Annotated in this window: 15 protein-coding genes and 1 pseudogene; 8 read left to right on the forward strand and 8 right to left on the reverse strand. The window is 56.6% G+C overall.

From position 1 onward, the window contains the following. Positions 1-145 precede the first annotated feature (145 nt). The 3 genes from DHN12_RS04290 to DHN12_RS04300 all read left to right on the forward strand — a co-directional run bounded on the left by DHN12_RS04290 (position 146) and on the right by DHN12_RS04300 (position 3,973). A complete protein-coding gene (locus tag DHN12_RS04290) occupies positions 146-2,068 on the forward strand; it encodes a DUF3604 domain-containing protein (protein ID WP_108859001.1) in 1,923 nt (640 codons plus the stop codon). Between the two features lie 76 nt (positions 2,069-2,144). Then, the gene (locus tag DHN12_RS04295; protein ID WP_108859002.1) at positions 2,145-2,975 is read left to right on the forward strand and encodes a peptidyl-prolyl cis-trans isomerase; all 831 of its coding nucleotides are present in this window, start codon (positions 2,145-2,147) and stop codon (positions 2,973-2,975) included. Continuing rightward, complete coding sequence (locus DHN12_RS04300; RefSeq protein WP_108859003.1) at positions 2,972-3,973, forward strand: HupE/UreJ family protein; 1,002 nt, start codon at positions 2,972-2,974, stop codon at positions 3,971-3,973. The genes DHN12_RS04295 and DHN12_RS04300 overlap by 4 nt, the downstream gene beginning before the upstream one ends. A 13-nt stretch (positions 3,974-3,986) precedes the next feature. On the opposite strand, the gene DHN12_RS04305 is transcribed toward DHN12_RS04300, so the two are convergent. Continuing rightward, on the reverse strand, positions 3,987-7,094 hold the full coding sequence (locus tag DHN12_RS04305) for an adenylate/guanylate cyclase domain-containing protein (RefSeq protein ID WP_108859004.1): 3,108 nt from the start codon (positions 7,092-7,094) through the stop codon (positions 3,987-3,989). A gap of 292 nt (positions 7,095-7,386) precedes the next feature. On the opposite strand from DHN12_RS04305, the gene DHN12_RS04310 reads away from it, so the two are divergent. Further along, positions 7,387-8,724: a serine hydrolase gene (locus DHN12_RS04310; RefSeq protein WP_234416546.1), complete on the forward strand. Its 1,338-nt coding sequence runs from the start codon at positions 7,387-7,389 to the stop codon at positions 8,722-8,724. Positions 8,725-8,755: 31 nt separating this feature from the next. On the opposite strand, the gene DHN12_RS04315 is transcribed toward DHN12_RS04310, so the two are convergent. From DHN12_RS04315 to DHN12_RS04325, 3 genes and pseudogenes are all read right to left on the reverse strand, one after another. After that, on the reverse strand, positions 8,756-9,538 hold the full coding sequence (locus DHN12_RS04315; RefSeq protein ID WP_108859005.1) for a hypothetical protein: 783 nt from the start codon (positions 9,536-9,538) through the stop codon (positions 8,756-8,758). Beyond that, positions 9,535-10,803, reverse strand: a pseudogene (locus DHN12_RS04320) (hypothetical protein). Before DHN12_RS04320 ends, DHN12_RS04315 begins: the two are co-directional and overlap by 4 nt. Positions 10,804-10,932: 129 nt before the next feature. Further along, the gene (locus tag DHN12_RS04325) at positions 10,933-11,601 is read right to left on the reverse strand and encodes a TetR/AcrR family transcriptional regulator (RefSeq protein ID WP_108859006.1); all 669 of its coding nucleotides are present in this window, start codon (positions 11,599-11,601) and stop codon (positions 10,933-10,935) included. 68 nt (positions 11,602-11,669) lie between these two features. Between DHN12_RS04325 and DHN12_RS04330 the strand changes: the two genes are divergently transcribed. Genes DHN12_RS04330 through DHN12_RS04345 form a run of 4 tightly spaced genes read left to right on the forward strand, consistent with a single transcriptional unit; the run spans position 11,670 to position 15,635 of the window. Next, positions 11,670-13,025, forward strand: coding sequence for an NAD(P)/FAD-dependent oxidoreductase (locus DHN12_RS04330; protein WP_108859007.1), 1,356 nt, complete (start codon positions 11,670-11,672; stop codon positions 13,023-13,025). Further along, complete coding sequence (locus tag DHN12_RS04335; RefSeq protein WP_108859008.1) at positions 13,022-13,936, forward strand: bile acid:sodium symporter family protein; 915 nt, start codon at positions 13,022-13,024, stop codon at positions 13,934-13,936. Before DHN12_RS04330 ends, DHN12_RS04335 begins: the two co-directional genes overlap by 4 nt. Continuing rightward, positions 13,921-14,859: an SDR family oxidoreductase gene (locus DHN12_RS04340; protein WP_108859009.1), complete on the forward strand. Its 939-nt coding sequence runs from the start codon at positions 13,921-13,923 to the stop codon at positions 14,857-14,859. The genes DHN12_RS04335 and DHN12_RS04340 overlap by 16 nt, the downstream gene beginning before the upstream one ends. After that, positions 14,856-15,635: an SDR family oxidoreductase gene (locus tag DHN12_RS04345; RefSeq protein ID WP_108859010.1), complete on the forward strand. Its 780-nt coding sequence runs from the start codon at positions 14,856-14,858 to the stop codon at positions 15,633-15,635. Before DHN12_RS04340 ends, DHN12_RS04345 begins: the two co-directional genes overlap by 4 nt. 4 nt (positions 15,636-15,639) lie before the next feature. Here the strand turns inward: DHN12_RS04345 and DHN12_RS04350 are convergent, their stop codons facing one another. The 4 genes from DHN12_RS04350 to DHN12_RS04365 form a co-directional block, all read right to left on the reverse strand. After that, positions 15,640-17,844, reverse strand: coding sequence for a PAS-domain containing protein (locus DHN12_RS04350; RefSeq protein WP_108859011.1), 2,205 nt, complete (start codon positions 17,842-17,844; stop codon positions 15,640-15,642). A 3-nt stretch (positions 17,845-17,847) separates the two neighbouring features. Continuing rightward, positions 17,848-19,017: an FIST N-terminal domain-containing protein gene (locus DHN12_RS04355; protein ID WP_108859012.1), complete on the reverse strand. Its 1,170-nt coding sequence runs from the start codon at positions 19,015-19,017 to the stop codon at positions 17,848-17,850. Between the two features lie 51 nt (positions 19,018-19,068). Further along, positions 19,069-19,746 (reverse strand): response regulator transcription factor, encoded by a 678-nt coding sequence (locus tag DHN12_RS04360; protein ID WP_108859013.1) that lies wholly within the window; start codon positions 19,744-19,746, stop codon positions 19,069-19,071. A gap of 96 nt (positions 19,747-19,842) precedes the next feature. Continuing rightward, positions 19,843-20,313, reverse strand: coding sequence for a putative molybdenum carrier protein (locus tag DHN12_RS04365; protein WP_159089958.1), 471 nt, complete (start codon positions 20,311-20,313; stop codon positions 19,843-19,845). Between the last annotated feature and the right edge of the window lie 7 nt (positions 20,314-20,320).

Raw genomic sequence — 20,320 nt, forward strand, 5'->3', positions numbered from 1 at the left:
AGTACCGCCACGCGGGGCACCAGCCTGCACTGGACGCAGGTCCCAAGGTAGAAAAATCAGTACCAATACCCGCTCAATACATTATAAGAAATGAATATACTAAATTTACGATATTCGATTAGCGCGAAGACCTGGGGAGGATTCAATGCTTCGACTTACAACCTGTTTGATCTCTTTGCTGACACTACCAGCGCTTGTTTGGGCAGACGCGGTCCCCAGCAAAGAGGCTGCTGAGGGCACCTTTGCCGACCGCCCATATTCGCCCTACGCCAACCGATCGTTCCCCGAACGGCCGCTTTGGGGTGATACACACCTGCACACCGGTTTGTCGCTGGATGCAGGCGCATTCGGAAACACCTTGCTTCCTGATGAGGCATGGCGGTTCGCAAAGGGGGAACAAGTTATTTCGTCAACCGGTCAGGCCGTCAGGCTGGCGCGGCCCCTGGATTGGATGGTGCTGACGGATCATACTGATTTGATGGGTTTCGCCCCGGACCTGCAGGCCGGTAAACCTGGCGTTATTGGTGACCCAAAAGGCTTGGAGTGGTACGAGGGATACAAAGCAGGCGGTGAAGAAGCCGGGAAAGCGGCCTTCGACATTATTACAAATTTCTCTCAAATGACCCTGCCGGAAATCCTACTTGAGTCATACAGCCCAGGCGCGGACGCATTCGCATTTACATGGGAAAACATCGTTATGGCAGCGGAACGGCATAACGACCCCGGCAATTTCACCGCCTTTATTGGGTTTGAATGGACGTCCGTTCCCAAGGGGTTCAACCTGCACCGCAATGTCATGCTACGTGACGGACCAATTCGAGCACTGCAAATGGTGCCACCCGTGACTCAGCCTCCTTACGGCGACACCGACCCCAAGGCGCTTTATGCGTGGCTTGAAGAATATCAGGGTAAAACTGGCGGTCGCGCGGTTGCTTTTGCACATAACGGCAACCTGTCAAATGGCTGGATGTTCCCCACTGAGGATACTTATCACGGCGGCAAGGTAGACGAAGAATACGTGCAGAACCGCGCCAAGTGGGAGCCGCATTATGAGGTCACCCAAATCAAAGGCGACGGAGAAGCACACCCCTTCCTAAGCCCGGAAGACGAATTTGCGGACTATGAAAACTGGGACGTCGGCAACCTCGACATTACCGAGCTGAAAACAGAGGACATGCTGGCCGGTGAATATGCCAGAGAAGCCTTGAAACGTGGCCTGATGCTGGAAGAAAAATTCGGGGTGAACCCTTATAAGTTCGGAATGGGTGGGGCAACAGACAGCCACACATCGCTGGCAACAGCTGAAGAGGACAACTTTTTCGGAAAATCCGTCAGCGTTGAACCGTCGGCCACAAGAATCCAGCACCCCTTCATCGCCAATGATCTTGGCGAAATCCCCGGCGACCTTCTTGTCGCATCTGGTTACACTGCCGTCTGGGCCACCGAGAACACGCGTTCCGCGATCTTTGATGCTTTCAAACGGCGTGAAACCTATGCCACGACTGGTCCTCGGATCGGTCTGCGGTTCTTTGGTGGATGGGAATTTGACGAAGCAGATCTTGAGACCCGGTTCCTTGCGGACGTTGGCTACACCAAAGGCGTTCCGATGGGCTCGGACTTACGCCCTAACGAAGGTGATGGAGCGCCTTCATTCCTGATTGCAGCACTACGGGATCCGGTTGGGGCCAATCTGGACCGGGTACAGGTCGTAAAAGGGTGGCTCGATGGCGAAGGAGAGTTGCACGAGAAAGTCTACGACGTTGCATGGTCGGATGACCGGGCTGCTGATGAAAACGGCAAAGTCCCGGCTGTCGGCAACACCGTCGATATCGAAACCGCCAGCTGGAGTAACACGATTGGCACCGCCGAGCTTGTGTCGGTTTGGGCCGATCCAGACTTTGATCCAAATGCGCGGGCCTTCTACTATGTCCGGGCGCTTGAAATTCCCACACCCCGTTGGGTCTTGTACGACAAGGTCCGGTTCGGTATTGACCTGCCGGAAGAGGCGCAGCTGATCCATCAAGAGCGCGCGTATTCGTCGCCAATCTGGTACACACCTAGCGAGTAACCGAATAATACACTAATGACATTGCCGGGCGGTTAACCCCGCCCGGCAATATTGCGACACGACATTGAGAACCCGAATGCAAATTTTTAAACAGCCATTATTCCACTTCATTTTGATCGGGGTTGCCATTTTCGCTTGGTTTGCATGGGTTTCCCCGCAACAGGACGTCGTTGAAGAAACCGACACGATCACAGTCGACGGTAACGATGTCGCCCTTCTGAAAACACGTTTCCAAAACAGCTGGAACCGCCCACCGACGGAAGACGAGTTACAGGCCCTGATTGACGGGGCGATCCGCGAAGAAGTTCTTGTGCGCGAAGCACGCAAGCTGGGTCTGGATCAAGGTGATCAGGTCATCCGTGCACGCCTGGCGCAGAAGATGGATTTTCTGACTGACGCAATCGCAGCTTCGATCGAACCCGAGCCCGAAGTGTTGCAGACCTTTCTGAACGAATATCCGGAACGGTTTACCAAACCGGCACAGATTGCTTTTGATCAGATCTACCTGAACGAGAACGCTGATCTGGATGCCATCGAAAGCGCGATCGAGGCTGCAAACACTCAGCAGGACTGGAGCAGCATCGGATCGACAACTTTGCTTCCAAAGTCGATGCCTCTGACGGTAGTGCGCGTGGTGGACGCAAACTTTGGCACTGGCTTTTCGGCGGCTCTGAATTCGTTGGAGCCAGGCAACTGGTCCGGCCCGGTCCGATCCGCATATGGCATCCACGTCGTTCGCGTTATAGACAAACAAGACCCCATATTGCCAAAGCTGGAAGATATCCGCGATACCGTTTTACTGGAATGGCGCCGCGAAGCCGGGTCGGACCTGGCGCAGGCGCAATATGAAAGCCTGGCGTCGAATTACCAGGTCGAAACACCCGACATGGACAAGGCGGTCGAATGAAGCGGCTCTTTTGCCTGTTATTCTCGGGCTGGCTGATGTTCGCCGCACAAGCGGGACATGCACATGCACTTGACCCCGGTTATTTGGACCTGCGGCAATTGGCGAGCAACACTTGGCAAGTGCTATGGCGCAAGCCTGATGTGAATGGCCGCCCCATGGGCATCGATGCCATATTACCCGCTCACTGTGCCCAAAACCGAGGACCCGAGCCGCGGTCCGACGGAACAGCTTGGATCGCGACCTGGGTTCTTGAATGCGAGGACGATATCGCCGGTCACACCATCACCATTGAAGGGCTGGAGCAACAACGAAACGACGTTCTGCTGCGCATCCAACCCATCTCGTCAGAACCATCCACATTGCGGTTCACACCCGAGACACCTGCATTGATCATTCCAGAACAGCCAACGACCTGGTCGGTTCTGAGCAGTTACTTCCGTCTTGGGTTCGAACATATTCTGGAAGGTTGGGATCATCTTCTGTTTGTATTCGCCTTGTTTGTCCTGGTGCGCGATCCATGGCGGTTGGTCGGGGCAGTGACCGCCTTTACCGTCGCGCATTCCATTACGCTGGCGCTTGCCACTCTGGGCGTGCTGAACGTGCCCGGCCCTCCGGTCGAAGCCGTGATCGCCTTGTCAATCGTGTTCCTCGCTCTGGAAATCCTCAACCGAAAAGATGGTGAGCTGCGCCTGTCCGAACAATATCCCTGGATCGTCTGCTTTTGCTTCGGGCTGTTGCACGGGCTGGGATTTGCCGGCGCGCTGGCCGATATTGGAGTTCCAACTGAGGATATCTTCGCCGCACTGCTGGCCTTCAACATCGGGGTCGAGGCCGGGCAACTTTTGTTTATTGCCGGACTGTCGGCCCTGATCTTGGTGTGGCGCCTTACGCTGCCCACAATTTCCCAAAGGGCAGGCGTAGTCGCCGTACCCGTCACAGGATATGCCATCGGCTGCGTGTCGATGTACTGGTTGGTTGAACGCGTCAGCGGGTTTTAGATTGGAGCGACCGCTACTTCGCGGCCTCTTGCTGCTGCAGTAAACGCGCCTGAACCCGGTCCGTTTCCACCTGAGCCCAGCCTTCGTTGGTTAGTTTCTGGTGCTTGCGTGCCTCGAACAATACCTGCTGGGCACACTCGGGATCACCGGCTTTCAAAATCAGCTCGGCGATTAAAGTCAAAAGGAACGGTTTGTAATTCCCCGCACCGCTGTCCCACCAGGCCTCGGCCGCCTGACGTACCGCGCTGATGTTGTTAAAGGTCGGCACATCATAAGCAGTCGCCCAACTGCGCCACAGATTGGCAGTAACAGTCATGAAGGTAAACGAGTGCCTCTCGGACACCTCTTCAAGCTGTTGAGCGGCTTTCAAAACATGATCCGGTTCACGACGCAAAGTATGCAACATGCAAAGATAGGTCAGCGCCTGGGCGATACTGTGGGCATGCTTTAGGTCCTTGGCGGCATCGACGGCCCTTCGCTGGATATCAACGGCTCGGTCAGGATCGCCTTTCAACCACAGCGCCATGCTTAAAAAACACGACGTTATCGCTGCGTGGTCGGATCCGTAGACATAAGCAAGCCGTCCATGCAGATCGGGTTGATAAAGGTCCAGCGCCAACTGTAGATGTTCATGCGCCGCCTCCAGATCACCGATATGCAGCAAGACCGCCCCCATCGCGCGACGGGCAATCATAAAATGATGTGCCTCGTCAGACTGACTTGCCAGATCGAGGATTTGCCGCGCCGCGTCCTTCGCCAAATCATATTCGGCCCGCACCAAATGGAACGAATAAAGGCCATTGAGAACAGGAAACAGGTTCTCGGTCTCGTCCAAGCGATTACACAGTTTCCGAATTCGGGCATAGACAGCGCCCGTTTCGTCAGCGGCAATGCCAGCCGTCGAACGGGTCACACCCGCGCGAAGCACTTGTATCTCGACCTCTTTGCGGTCGCGTTCAACGGTGCTTTCCAATTCGTGCAACTGCTGTATCGCATGTCCCAGCTGGGTCACCGCTTCAACATTCGCAGAGCGCTCGGCTGCGCGTTGGCCTGCAAGGTGCCACTGTCCGATGGCCTCGCGGGGCATTTTAGCCATGGTGTAGTGGTGCGCCAGAACTTCGGGGGCCGCATCTGCGTGACTATGCGTTCCGTGATGCAAGGCCCCTGCTACGCGCGCATGCAACCCGCGGCGTTCGCTTTTCAGGAGGCTGTTATAGGCCGTGTCACGAATAAGAGCGTGACGGTAGGCAAATGTCTCTTCTGCCTTTTTCTGCGTCACGGTGACAATGCCCGCGTCGACCAGCAGATCCAGACCCGCGCGCAACGCCTTATCCCCAAACCCGGACACGCCGGAGATCAATTGATAGGTGAAATGCGGACCGATAACGGAACCGATTTGTGCGACTTCCTTCGCCGAACTCAAACGGTCCAATCGCGCCATCAACGCATCCTGTAACGTAGTGGGGACTAAAGGCGCGGGACCGGGCGCGCCATCCAACCCAAGTGCATCTGCCCCATCGGTCAATTGACCGGATTCCAGCAAATCCTTTGTCACCTCTTCAACATAGAGGGGATTACCGTTCGTCCGCCCCGCGATCACGCCGAACATTTCGGGCGAGATCGGCTTACCCCCAGCCACCTGAAGAACAATCTCGCGGACCTGCGCGAAATCCAACTGCCGGAGAGGGACATGAGTGACGTTGGGCTTGGCGGTCCAATTAGGATCAAAAGCCGTCCGGTACGTCATGACGATCAGAACCGGTACTTCCTGAATTCTGTCCACGATCCGGTCAAGCAAGGTTTTCGTCGTCGGATCAATCCAATGCGCATCTTCGATGAGGCATAGGATGGGCTTTCGCGCGGCCCGTGCAATAAGCTGACCGGCTAACATGTCCAAGGTCTGATCCATGACTTGCTGTGGCGTCAGATCAAGCGAACCAAGCTGGTCTTCGAATGGAACAGACAAAAGCGCCGCTGCCAGCTTCACACTGTGGTCAGGCGGATCTTCCAGATGTTTGGCAATTTTCCTGAGTCGGACACTTCCTGTATCATCAGCACGCAGGTCCGCAGCGTTTTCAATCTGACGGATTACAGGGTAGAGCGCACTTGTCTCATGATACGGTGAACACTGAAACCGCACTTGCAACGCTTCTGCCTTGGCAACACCCAACCGCAGCTCTTCGATCAAGCGGGATTTACCGATACCTGCTTCGCCGGACACCAATGCGACCTGCCCCTGGCCTGCCCGGGCCAGCGCCAATTTGCTGCGCAGAATGTCAAACTCCGGGTCGCGACCAATCAACGGGCTCAACGCGGTACTGTCAGTCGTCATGAACCGGCTGATCGTCTCTCGTGTTCCGGTGACCTGCCAGGCCTCAACCTCTTTCGCGAAGCCTTTGAGCTTGAACGCTCCACGCAAAACATACTCGAACGCGTCGCCTGCCAGTTGGTGCGTGGTCGGAGCGACAATCAGGGTGCCGGGATCGGCCATAGCCTGAAGGCGCGCTGCCAGGTTTGGCGTTTCGCCCATGGCGGTCCCGTCCTCAAACATGTTTTCACCGCGCAGGTCACCGACAACGACCAAACCCGTCGCGATCCCTGTCCGCACTTCGAGCTTTGCGTGGGTCCGAACTTCCGGCATTTCCTGAATGATCCTCAGCCCCGCACGTATCGCGCGTTCGGGGTCATCCTCATGCGCATGCGGAAAGCCAAAAAAGACCATAATGCCATCGCCATAATAACTTGCGATATGGCCGTCGTACGCAGCCACAGCCGCCGCGCAGGTTTCCTTGAACAGGCGCAGAACCTCGGCCAGATCCTCAGGGTCCAAGCGCTGCGCGATCTCGGTGGATCCGACGAGGTCGATGAACATGACAGTCAATTGCCGCCGTTCGGCAACAATTGTCGGGCTGAGGGTCGAATGTAGTGATGGAACGCCAGCCCCGGATTGTTCGCGCAAGGCTTTTGCAAACCGTCGCCGTGGCCCAAGCGGCAGTCCAATTGCGACAAGATCGTCTTCTGTCAGCTCAGGCAGATCACCCACCACTATTTCATGACGGGCGAAGGCCTCAGCGTATTTTGACAGGCCGTTTTTATCCAGCCAGATCTCGATTTCAGACATGCAATCGTTTCATTTGCGTCAATCCAAACAGGGCTCATTCAAGCGAACCTTCCCTGATCGCGCCCAGAAAATCGGAATTGCCAGTTCAGTTATCGGCGTGACCGACAAGGCTTGTCACCATCAAGGACGACCCCAAGGGTTTGGTCAAGTGAAACGAAAAAGGCGGGTCCACAGTTGAAATTGGGCAGAACGAACGCGACGGAATGGTGGCAACCAAAGACGATACGCTCTTAACTCGGACGAAATCCGGAGACAAACGGGAGGGGGCCGGTACGACCGGTTCGAAAATCGATTGATCATCAAAGCGCTGAAAGTCGTCACAGGCATGCTTATTCTGGGTGTCGTCGCAATTGTGGGCTATCTGCTGATCGCCCCGCCTGACCTCTTGAAGGTTGGGACGAACTATTCAGCAAAGATCGTCTGTTCCAATGTCTTCATTGCCGGGCGCGACCCGGAAGAGGTTCTGACCGTCGATGTGCAGGCTCCCGGGCATCCGTTGCTCAAGCAGATCTCGATCGACGTGGACGCTGAAGCCCAAACCGTCACGGCACGGATTTTCCGGTTCTTTGCCCCCGCGACCTCGCAATATCGCGAGGGGCTTGGCTGCACCAATGTCCATGACGCGACGCTCAGCGACGCGACCCTGACCGCGATTGAACCCTTGCCCACTGGAATCTGGCCCGTCGGTAACGAAGTTCAACTGTCACAAGATCCTGAAGTTGCGCGTGTCCTGGCGGATAGCACCCTTCTGGGCGAAGGATACCGCGCCGTGGTTGTCGTGCGGGGTGGGCGTATCGTTGGCGAAACCTATGCGGAGGGGTTTGACGAAAACACGCCTTTGCTTGGGTGGTCGATGACCAAGACAGTTACTGCGGGCTTGATCGGTACCCTGATCAAATCCGGCCAGATGTCGCTGGAGGATACGCTGACCGACAGCTATCCGGACTGGGCACAGGACGGACGCAAAAACATCACCCTAAAGGACATGCTGGCCATGTCCAGTGGCCTGCAATGGAATGAGGAATATGGGGACGTCTCGGACGTGACCAAGATGCTGTATCTTAATGATGACATGGCAGGTTTTGTCTCGGGCCGTCCGGCGGAAAGTGAGATTGGGGCGGATTTCAACTACTCTTCGGGGACAACCACAGCCCTGTCGCGCGTCTGGCAGGACAAGCTGCCGGATGGCAGTCTGACCTATCCACAAGAGGCGCTGTTCGAACCATTGGGCATGGCATCCGTCGTGCTCGAGACCGATGCGGCGGACACATTTGTCGGGTCCAGCTATATGTATGCCACTGCGCGCGACTGGGCGCGTTTTGGGCAACTGCTATTGCAGAAAGGCGAATGGAACGACCAACAAATCCTGCCCGAGGGTTTTACGGACTGGATGTTTGAGCCGGTTGCCGCATCTGACGGAATGTACGCCAAAGGTCATCTGTGGCTGGATTCTCCGGGTGGGTTACCACCCTATGCAGATGCCGTCTGGCTTCAGGGGCATGACGGGCAGTTTATCGGTGTATTCCCATCGCAGGACATGGTCGTTGTGCGGCTGGGTCTGACACCCTCCCGGCACGGATATTCCTCGTTGCCGCTGGCCGAGGCGCTCATCTCTGCCTTGCAGGATTGATAAGAACGGCCCGCTGGTCGAGTCCTTTTCGCTATTCCAGAATTTGCGTTGCAATACCGGTGTTTGTCAGCTCATCCTCTACCAAGGCATAGATCTGATCCGGCGGCGTGTTCAGAGAATACAACATCAATGCAGGATCGACACCCATGTCGATCAGATGCTGCATCGTCTCGCCCTGCCCCTTTTGGATGCTTTCAACGGCAAAGACCACGGGGATCAGGCGCGGTTGGTCATAGTAATGCTGATGAAGTCCGACAATGCCTTGCAGTGACACGATACGCGCGACCCCACCGGCCAGTATATACGGACAGGCGGACATGCAGACCGCGCCGGGCAGTACAGCCGATGACAACCCGGCCTCGCGTATCTGCGCGCCGATCAACAAAGCTTCGGACACTTGGCCGCCCGGGCTGTGCAGCGCGATCAGGTCGAGTTGTTCTTGCATCTCGGACAAATAGGTATCGAACCGATCAGCATCACCTGTTTCGATCTGACCGCTCACCAGAAGGATCCGCCCCAGATCACCGGCTTGTTTTTCAGTAAATTCCAACCGCGTGGGAAAGCTCTGAGGTACCAGCACATCCAGCGGTTGGTCCTGCGGCAACAGCGACGGATCGGTGCGGTCGGTGCGGTACTCGCGCCGCTGATCCCCAGGTGAGATGGGGCCGGTCGGCAGTTCAACCCTTGGCGTGAACGGGTTGGAGACAACGTCGGCCACATCCGACAGGATCAGAATACCTGCGATCACCAGCTGGAACACCAGCACGTATCGCAGCCCCCTGCGCACATCAATTCGGGACAGGAAGCCCATCATGTTTCGTCTTTTTTCGGTGTGGCGCGATCAAGAATTGCGGCATCTGCGACGCCCATCGTCGCCTTGACGTCTTTCATCGCATTCATGGCCGCGCGCAGGTCAGACAGCGTTAGCGTATCCTCAAATGCTCATACCGTCCTTCCCGCTTCGGATGGCGGCTTGGGTGATCGCCAGCACGAACACAAGAACGGCGGGCAGCAGGTCGATTGCGATGGCTCCGGCCCAGGACGGCACAAAGTTGTGCGCATACTTGATCTGGAAATGGGATTATAGGCCGTCTCAATTGGCGGCTCGATCTCCAGAACCTCTTCAGCCGCAGTCCGAAGGGTCTTGCCGCGCTGATCCAGCGCGTTCAGGACCGAGTTGATGGTCGATGATTGGGCGTCGCGCACCTCGGAACTGCGCCCATCAAGTTCGGGCAGCACGACCGACGACGGCAAATCCCCGGCAGCGCGCGCAACAAGCGGCGCCACGTTGTATTGGTTCAGACGCGAAATCACCCCAGCCAGCTTGACGCTTTCTTCGGAAAACTGCACCGACCGGCGATCAACCGGCCCCGGGGCAACGGTGAGCTCTCGCATTCGAGCAAGGATTTCGTTGCCCTGCTGGAACGCATTTTCGATCAGCGGCTGCTGGTTTGCGATCTGTTCTTCCAGATTGCGCAGCTCTTCGACCTTTTGGGTCAGCACGCGAAACACTGCCCCACGGCCCGCCGTGCCCGAAAGATCACCGGATTGCTCCAGCTCGGCCAGTTCTTCGAAGCTTTGGCGCGCGCGTTCGACCTCGCGCCCCAGTGCCTGACCGCTGAGTGCAATATCATGCGCCTGTTCAAGCGCAGCCTGGTAGTCACGCACCGTGTTTTCCAAATGCTGTTCGACCGCAGCCGCGCCGGCCAGGGCAGCAGCGTTAAGCCAGCTGGACATGGCGATGATTGCAACCGATCCAACGATCGTCGAGATCGTCAGGCCTATGAAACCGCTGGCCGTGCGCATCGACGGCAGTAAGCGCAGCATACAGCTCCAGAACACAAAGATGCCGACGGACACTGCGATCGAATAGGCGACCGCTGCGAAGAAGGTCACCGCGCCATTGTCTTCCAGCAATGATGAAACGCCAAGGTAAGTGTAAATACCTGAGGCTATGGCCAAAACACCCAAAGCGGCGGGCGTGAACGTGTCCAACCACGCTAGATGCGCCTCAAGCTCTTTGGCCGTCCGCAGACCCCTCGCCTCCTCTGCGGTCAGGCGGTCCCTTTTCTCTGTCATGTCACCCCACGCTCCAAATCGTTAATCTTTTTTAATCACTAGATAATAACGCACGGGACCATTTGATATGGTCCTATGCGTAACTTCAAGTTGAGCGGGTTGGGGCGAAGTTGTTTGATCGCTCCAGGATTACACGGACGGGTTCAAAACACCGGCGAGTCCAGCATGACAGAACTGCAACAGGTTCCGGATTGCACCCTCGGCGTCGCGTTTTTGGTCAGGGCCGGAAAGTGCCCTGATCCGCCATTCCGACGTGCACAACGCCAGCATGGACGACACCGAAAAAACCAGCGCCCCGGCAACGTTCGCCGGGTCGGCCTCGGGGTATTTTGTGCACAGCTTTTGAACGACCAGCGAGGCGACGGGATCAAAATGGGTTTTCGCCAGCGTATGCCAACGCGCATCAGCGGAAACTATCGCCACAATGCGCGCATAGGCCAGCCATTGGGGATCATTACTGAATGCGCGGGTCAGCAACGGCCTCATGAAGGCTGACATCAGGTCCGCGGCGTCCCAATCGCCGCACTCCTCCAATCGGCTGATGGTTTCACGGCGCTCTTGCGATAGTTCACTGGCGCGACGCGCAACGATGCGTTCAAAAAGCTCATCCTTTGGACCGCCGTGAAAGTTCACGTTGGCCTTCTGAACCTGCGCCCGCTCGGCGATGTCGCGAATCGAGGCACCGTCGAATCCCTGCTCGGCAAAGACCAGTTCCGCAGCGTCAAGAATACGCTCCCGTGCCGCAATGGATCGCTGCGAAGGCGCTCTTTTTCTTTCTTTTACAGCGTGTTGTGCCATTTCAAAAACCAATTTGCCTTATTTCGAACGATCGTTCAAGATAAATAGTGTCGCAGGAGGAGAAACGAATGGAACAGGTGCAAGTCGGAGCGGGCCAGCCGGTCACGGTGAAGGCCCGCCCGGAAGAGTGTTTTGCTCTGATCGGAGCTGGGCCCATGGGTCTGGCAATGGCCAAGACACTTGTCGAGCAGGGAGTGCCATTTCAGGGATATGAACTGGCTGATGATGTGGGTGGTCTGTGGAACATCGATGCCCCTCGGTCTACGATGTACGAGACCGCCCACCTCATATCGTCAAAGAAGATGACCGAATTCACCGACTTCCCTATGCAGGAAGAAACGGCGGAGTATCCATCACATCGCGAGCTCAAGACGTATTTCCACGACTTCGCAAACGCATTTGACCTTTACCAGCACTATCACTTTGGTGCCGAGGTCCTGAGTACCACACCGCTGGACGCAGGCGGATGGGAGGTGAAATGGCGTGACAAGGCAGGCACTGAGCACTGCCAGATCTTTGCGGGTATCCTGATCGCCAACGGCACATTGTCCGAACCCAACCTACCCAAGTTTGAGGGAGAGTTTTCAGGCGAGCTGATCCACGCTTCGGACTACCGTTATCCTACGCAATTCACAGGCAAGCGGGTTCTGGTCATCGGGGCCGGAAACTCGGGCTGCGATATCGCGGTTGACGCCATTCACCACGGGCAGTCCAGCGATATCTCGATGCGCCGGGGGTATTACTTTGTGCCTAAATACGTCTTCGGTGTTCCGGCCGACACAATGGGCGGGAAGATCAAACTGCCCATGTGGCTGAAACGTAAAGTAGACGGGGCAATTCTGAAATGGTTCGTGGGTGATCCGCAGAAGTATGGCTTTCCCAAACCGGATTATGCCCTGTACGAGTCCCATCCCGTCGTCAATTCGCTAATCCTGTTCCACGCCGGGCATGGCGATTTGAAGGTGCGCCCTGACATTGAGCGTTTCGACGGCAAGACCGTCCATTTCCGTGATGGCACCAGTGCTGAATACGACATGGTTCTGGCCGCGACCGGATATAAACTGTACTACCCGTTCATCGATAAGTCACACTTGAACTGGCAGGGCGACGCCCCGCACTTGTACCTGAACTGCATGCACCCGACCCGCGATGACCTGTTCGTCCTGGGTATGATCGAGGCGTCGGGCCTTGGGTGGCAAGGACGGCACGAACAGGCCGAGATGGTGGCGCGCTATATCGCGGGACTAAGATCCGGGAACTCTGCCGCAAAGGCCATTCACGCGGCCAAATCCCAAAAGTTCGAACGTGCGACCGGCGGCATGAACTATATCGACCTGCCCCGGATGGCCTATTATGTCGACAAAGCGACCTACCGCGGTGAAGTGACCCGACAGATCGCGGCGTTGAAAGCGGCCCAGTCATGAACGGGATCGACGATGTCGCGCTGAACTTCGATGCAGGCAACCTAAAGCTGCTGAACGTCATCCTTGCCGTCGTGATGTTTTCAATCGCGCTGGATCTTAGGATGGATGACTTTCGCCGGATCCTGCGCGGACCGAAACCGTTGCTTGTTGGGCTGGCATCCCAGTTTTTGGTTCTACCCGCACTCACCTTTCTGATGCTGCTGGTGGTCAATCCACTACCGTCGGTCGCGATGGGGCTGATCCTTGTAGCGGCCTGCCCGGGAGGGAACATCTCGAATTTCATGACGCACCGTGCTGGCGGAAACGTGGCGCTTTCGGTGTCGATGACAGCTTTCGCAACCGTCGGCGCGATCATCATCACGCCCGCTAATGTTGCGTTGTGGGGGAATCTTTACGCCCCAACACGAGAAATCCTGCAAAGGACAGAAATCGACCCGGTCGCAGTGGCCATTACAGTCGGCTTCATGCTGATCCTGCCCCTTATCCTTGGCATGCTGGTCAATGCGCGTTTCACAGCCGTCGCCGATAAAATCCGCCGCCCGATGCAGTGGCTCTCGATGGCGATCTTCATCACTTTCATCCTGGTGGCGCTCGCCGCGAACTGGGGAATTTTCCAACATTTTGCGACCGCGATCATCGGAATCGTCATCCTGCATAACGCGCTGGCTTTTATGGGCGGGTATCTGACCGCGACGGCCGCCAACCTGTCGGAGCGCGACCGTAGATCTGTCACAATCGAAACGGGAATTCAAAACTCGGGCCTTGGCCTCATCCTGATATTCGCCTTTTTTGGCGGGCTTGGCGGAATGGCGGTTGCCGCGGCGCTTTGGGGCATCTGGCACGCGATCTCGGGACTGGCGTTGGCCACCTTTTTCGCAAGACGAGAGGTGCCCGAATGCGCCACATCCTGATCACCGGAGCTGCGGGCGCGGTGGGCACTGCCCTGCTGCAACGACTGGGCAACCGCGACGACGTCACAATCACTGCAACAGATATTCAAGAACCCGCCGACCTGCCGAAAAATGCAAGGTTCGTCACGATGGACGTCACGGGCAACGCGCCTCTCAACGTCATTCTGGCTGAAGAACCGGACACCATCGTGCATCTGGCTTCCATCGTGACCCCCGGCCCATCATCGACCAGAGAGCATGAATATCAGGTCGATGTCGAAGGAACCCGTAATGTCCTGAATGCCGCGATCGCCGCAGGGGTCAAGCGTCTGGTCGTTACTTCATCAGGTGCAGCCTACGGATATCATGCCGATAACCCGGTTCCTCTTTGTGAAACGGATTCGATACGAGGCAATCAGGAATTCGCCTATTCGTGGCACAAGCGGCTGGTCGAAGAAATGCTGGCCGATGCCAGACAGGTCGAGCCCGACCTCGAACAGGTTGTTCTGCGCGTGGGCACTGTGCTGGGGCCAAAGGTTGAAAATCAGATAACGGCCCTGTTTCACAAACCCCGTCTGCTGGGGCTGAAAGGATCAGACAGCCCGTTTGTGTTCATCTGGGATGAAGATCTGGCCGATATCCTGGTTCGTGCGGCGACTGACGGGCCTGCCGGTGTTTTCAACGTTGCCGGCGACGGCGCGCTGACCATCTCTCAGATCGCATCACAGATGAGCAAACCGTTGCGTCGGCTATCTCCGGCGGTGGTCAGGGCCGCTCTGACCATTGCCCGCCCGCTGCGTCTGTCGCGTTATGGCCCAGAGCAAGTGCGTTTTCTTCTGTATCGCCCTGTATTGAACAATGCCGCGCTGAAAGGCGAATTCGGCTATCACCCCAAATTCACGAGTGCCGAGGCGTTCGATCGCTGGTGGGAGGCTACCCAATGAAACCAACCGCTGTCATTACAGGAGGAGCCGGAGGGCTGGGCCGTGCATTGTCCGCCGTGCTAAGGGCCGACGGTTGGCATACTGCATTAATTGATTTACCGGGGCAAGAACTTGACGCGCTGGCCAATCAAGATGACGTCAGCACCTATGCCTGTGATCTGACCGACGCTGATCAATGCAAAGACACCTGCACCCGGATCATTGCGGCAAGAGACTCCATAGATCTGGTGATCTACAATGCGGGCGTCTCGCAGATTTCCGCGTTTTCGGACAGCGATATGCGCTCGCACCGAAACTTGTTCGAAATCAACTATTTCGCTGCAGTTTGTTGCGCTCAGGATTTTCTGGACTCGGTCAGGAAAGCCAAGGGTACACACCTTGCGATCTCTTCCGTTGCAGGTTTTGCACCCCTCATTCATCGAACCGCCTATGCAGCCAGCAAACACGCGATGGAGGGGTTCTTTAAGTCCCTTCGCGCCGAGGAATCCGCCCACGGGGTTCGCGTTTCCATCGCCGCGCCATCCTTTGTGGCGACCAATATCGGGCGACCGGAGGCCGCAGACGCTGGGTTCGTTCGTCCCGGCTCAGCCTCGGATGGTATCGACTACATGGAGCCGGAAGCGGCGGCGCAAGTAATCTTGCAAGGTTACCGGCGACGTAAAGACTACATCCCAGTCGGGCGGATCGCACAGATCGCCAATCTGCTAAACCGTCTGGCACCAAAGCTCTATTTCCGTCAGATGATGCGGACGGTAGGTAAGCGACGAACGCCCTGACCTGTCAACTGACCGAAGCCTCTAACACGGATTTTAGCTTTTGTGCATCAATCGGCTTGTGCAGCAAAAGGTAGCCTGCCGTCTTGCAAGAGGCTGCCAATTCGGTCGAACGATCAGCGGAAATAATGCAACCGGGCAGTTGCCCGAATTCGCGTGTCAATTCGGCAATGGTTTCGGTACCGGTCTTTCCGCCGTCCAGTTGAAAATCGGCGACAATGACATCCGGTAAAATCCCGATCTCGTGCAGCAGGTTTGCCGCCTCATCTTTGCTGGCCGCTTCCAATACCTGAACGCCCCAGTTTTCCATCGTCATGCACAGCGCCCCGCGCAGGTTGTCATCGTTTTCAATCAGCAAGGCAACCGTCCTGTGCAGCACGTCCGAGCGCGACTGTATCGACGGCTCACCACTATTCAGCGCATCGCGTGCCTGGCCTGCTGATGGAACCGTGATTGAAAAAACGGTTCCGCGCCCCAGTTCGGACTGCAAATGTATCGGGTGTTTCAGCAAACCACAGGCGCGCTCCACAATGGCAAGGCCCAAACCCATCCCTTCGGCCGCACTGGCGTCTGAATGAATACGTTTAAACTCTTGAAAAACAACGTCTCTCTGGTCTGGCGCGATCCCAATCCCTGTATCCCAAACCTGGATCGAAACGGTCTTCCCCAGTCGCCTTACACCGACCAGAACCCTGCCCATTTCCGTGTAACGGATCGCATTTGACAGCAGGTTTTGCAGAATGCGCCGCATGTAACTGGCATCACTTCTGATAACTGTATCAGTGCCGACAAATCGCAACCCAAGCCCCTTGGCTTGCGCCATAGGCCTAAAGGCGTCCTCCATCTGGGAAAAAAGCTCACCGACCGGCACTGAGGATAAGTGAACCGATGCCCGCCCGGAATCCAGTTTCGAAATATCCAGCAGCGCCTCAAGAATGTGTTCGACACTGTTTAGGGCGCTCTCTGCTTTCACCGCGACTGCGCGCGCATCGGCCTTGTCCAATCCACTGCCCAATGTCGAGACGTAGAGTTTTGCAGCCGACAGAGGTTGCAGCAGATCATGGCTGGCCGCCGCGACAAAGCGCGATTTTGATGCGTTCGCACGCTCTGCTTCGTTCAGCGCGTCAGCAAGCTCCATTGTTCGCGATGCAACGCGCTGTTCCAACAGTTCCTTGGCCTCGACCAGGGCTTGTGCGGATTTTCTTTCAGCCGTCACATCGGTGAAGGAAATCACGAAACCCCGATCCGGCATTTCCTGCGCGAAGACTGACAATATCTTGGCACGACCGCTGTGCATCTGGAATTGCAACGGCGGGCGCTCGGTCGAGCGATTGACCCAGGCCAGCAGGTCAGCGTCGCTCACGCCGCCCTCAAAACTGATGGTCGCGCTCAACCGGTGAAACAACGTCTGGAACGGTGCTCCCATCTGAAATTGCGCGTTGGGAATGGCCAGAAGTTCGCTGGCGCGGTTGTTCCACCCGACCAGACGCAGCTTGCTGTCAAAGATACAAACCCCCTGATCGATATGTTCCAGTGTCGCGCGGATCAGCCGGGCCTGGTCATCTAGGATACGGTCCCTTTCCTGCCGCTCGACCCGCATAATGTCTGTCACATCCGTTTGTAAGATGACGGTGCCGCCATCCGGTGTCCGATGTTCCGACACCTGCATCCAGCGGTTGCCGCTAAGGCGGATGTTAAAGACAACGTGATCTTCAGCATGGCGCGCCATGCGCCGTTGCACCCAGTCTTTTGGGGAAACTACTCCAGGTAGGGACAGGAACCTGGACTGGCTGACCAACCCGACATAATCGGTGAACCGCAGCCCCGGTGTCAGCTTGGTTTGGATGTCAGGCATATGCAGGCCAAAGCGGCTATTGCACAGGACCATTTCTTCATCCCGGTTGAACAGCGCAAACCCTTCCTGCACCGCCTCGATCGCATTGGCGAGGTTTGCGCGGGCGGCTTCGGTTTCCTGATTGGCCTGCGCCAGGCGCGCGTTCGAGTCGTTGAGCAAGTCCAACGCCCGTTCAAGGTCATCCGTACGCGCCCGCACTTCTTGTTCAAGCATGGCAGCCCGTTGAAACTGAGCGTAAGCCGCGCCCGAGGCGTCAGTGGATTCCTCGACCCGCCGCATCAGGGCCGCGACGATTATCAGCAGTTTTTCATTCTGCCGATCAAGCGGATCATTGGGGTCGGTCAGAGATTCAATCATCGCCTACCCGTCTTCCGGAGGGTAAATCGCGACGCCGGTCAGCGTCTGGTTCACATGGATCGAATTGAATTGCTCGCCATAGGTCGAAAACCCGACGACATGGTTCTCCGCAAGCAATCGCGAAATCTCGCCCGTCTTTTGCTTTTCCTGCGCTTCCAGCCGGCGCAGGATGCAATCACAGCCCAGGATCGTGTCCGGACGGGTAGTCTGTGTCAGCGCAGCGATTTCTTCCTCGAGATGCGAAACCATGTCCCGAGGTTCAGCCAGCGTCAGCACCAGCCCCTCATCAATCGCGGAAAAGAACACAAGGTCACCATTGCCCGCGACGCGCTGAATGGCCCGCACATGATGCTGGCCGCCGATCTGCACAACCAGCGGGTGGGCCGCGAAGGTAAAGGTCGTCAGCTGTTCAGGGTCTTTTCCAAGTAGACGGGCATATTCGCGCGCGGCTGGCTCGGCGTTGATTTCCTGCACGATGCGGTTTGCCGGATCGGCCTTGGTGACGACCATACGCCGCGCCGTTGGCAACAGGTGATCCGTCTTGAACACTTTGATCGGGCAGCGCGTGCGAACCTGCGTCAGGATAGCCGCGTTCTGCATGGCCTGACCGTCCATCAACACATAGGTCGCGCCGAAACGGGTTCCGTCCCCTGCGGACCCGCCGAACAAGGGCACCGGCCCCAGTCCAACGGCGAGTTCCGACGTCAGCGCATCCTCTTTCGTCGACAACCCGTCGATCATCAAAAAGGAAAACTCGTGTTTCCAATCCGGTGCGGACGCCGCCATTTCGTTACGGTTGCGGATCATCTGGTCGATGATGTCCTGCGCCGAGAAATTCCCAAGGTCGGGCACCAGCAGAGTGCGCACCTCGAAATGCGAAGACGGTAATCCGATGGCAACAATCTGATCTTCGCCATAGCCGCAATCTGCAAGCTCGCCCGCTGTGGTGCATCCGATTACAGGCGTTGGCGCAAAGGCATCGACTGCCTCGGAAATAACCGCCGCCGCATCCGCGCCGGAGCTCACGAACAGAATAACCAAGGACAAAAGATCATCGCCTAACGATCCGGCGAGTTTTTCAATCGCCTGATCCGTGTCGCGATGTACAAAGCCCGTTTTGACGATACCTGGCGCACGGGCAGCAGCTGTCGCCCACCCGACTGCTTGGTTCATCCTGCCCTCCTCCCTGAAGCGCAACGTTTTCATATGATATGGCGCGAGGGCTTATTCTTGCAAGACGCTGGCAAGAGAAGCCTTCTTGGCAAGCAGCACGGCCTGCGTACGACTTTGCACGCCGAGTTTACGCATGATTGCAGTTACATGCGCCTTGACTGTGGTCTCGGCAATGGACAGATCAAACGCAATCTGCTTGTTCAATTTGCCTTCACAGATAAGCTGCAGAATGCGCGATTGCTGATTGGTCAAAGTGGCAAGCCGATTGGCGGCGTCGCTGTGTTCGGTATCCGCATCGTCGTCAATCAGTGCAAAACCGTCTGGCACGAAGACGTCCCCGGAATGAACTGTCTCGAAAGCTGTACGAAATACGTCTCGCTGGCTGTGCTTGGGGACATAGCCTGAGGCACCCGCACGGATCACCTGACTGATCACGCGGTTCTCTGAAATCGACGAAACTACGATGACCGGTGCATCGGTGGCCGCTTTGACGCGCACCAAACCTTCAAGCCCGTCCACATCCGGCAGGTTGAGGTCCAGTATGACCGCATCTGGTCGCAACCCACCGGCAATCAGAGCAATCGCGTTTTCCAATCGATCTGCGGTGTGGATTTCACCGATACGAGTGACACTTTGCAGCGTCATCGACAAAGCATCACAAAACAATGGATGGTCATCGACGATCAGGACCTTGTCAAAATCAATTTGTCCGGCTTTTTTTGCAAACATAAAACTTGGCCTTCGTAATCTGGTTGTCCCAACCCTAGCAACCGTCGGGTGCCGCGCCTACTGGCGAAACGTCGTATAACCGGAACCAAAGTTTGGCTATGCCTCGGGGCTTTGGGGAAAAATCGATTGACGTAAGATCGCTGTCACTTTGGCCCCGATCTGGGGGGCTTCACTTTCTCTTGGGCCAGCGATGTTCAATATCGTATTAGGTCTCGCCATGACCCATTGCTTTACTTGGCGCTCGCACGCTTCAAGCCCCCGCCCTAGATCAACAATCTGGTAAGGTTTTCCGATCTCTTGCGCAAAATCGATGGTCAACTGCGTTCCCGGACTGGTCGATCCATCCACAAACACCAGCAAAGCGTCACAGGCCAAAACGTTCAGCTTTGTGCGTTCGGCGACATCCGTGGACTGTGTTTCATTCAAACCAGAGAAGCGATCCGGAATGCGGCCCGCCTCATTCAAGCGGCCTTTCGGAACCCAGCCGCCATAGGGAATGTCGTTTTCCAAAGCGAACTGGAAAGCCGCCATATCAACGCCTGTTTGTCCGCCGGTTATGATTTTCACAAGACGC

The organism is Ruegeria sp. Alg231-54, assembly GCF_900143525.1.
GTDB lineage: Bacteria > Pseudomonadota > Alphaproteobacteria > Rhodobacterales > Rhodobacteraceae > Ruegeria.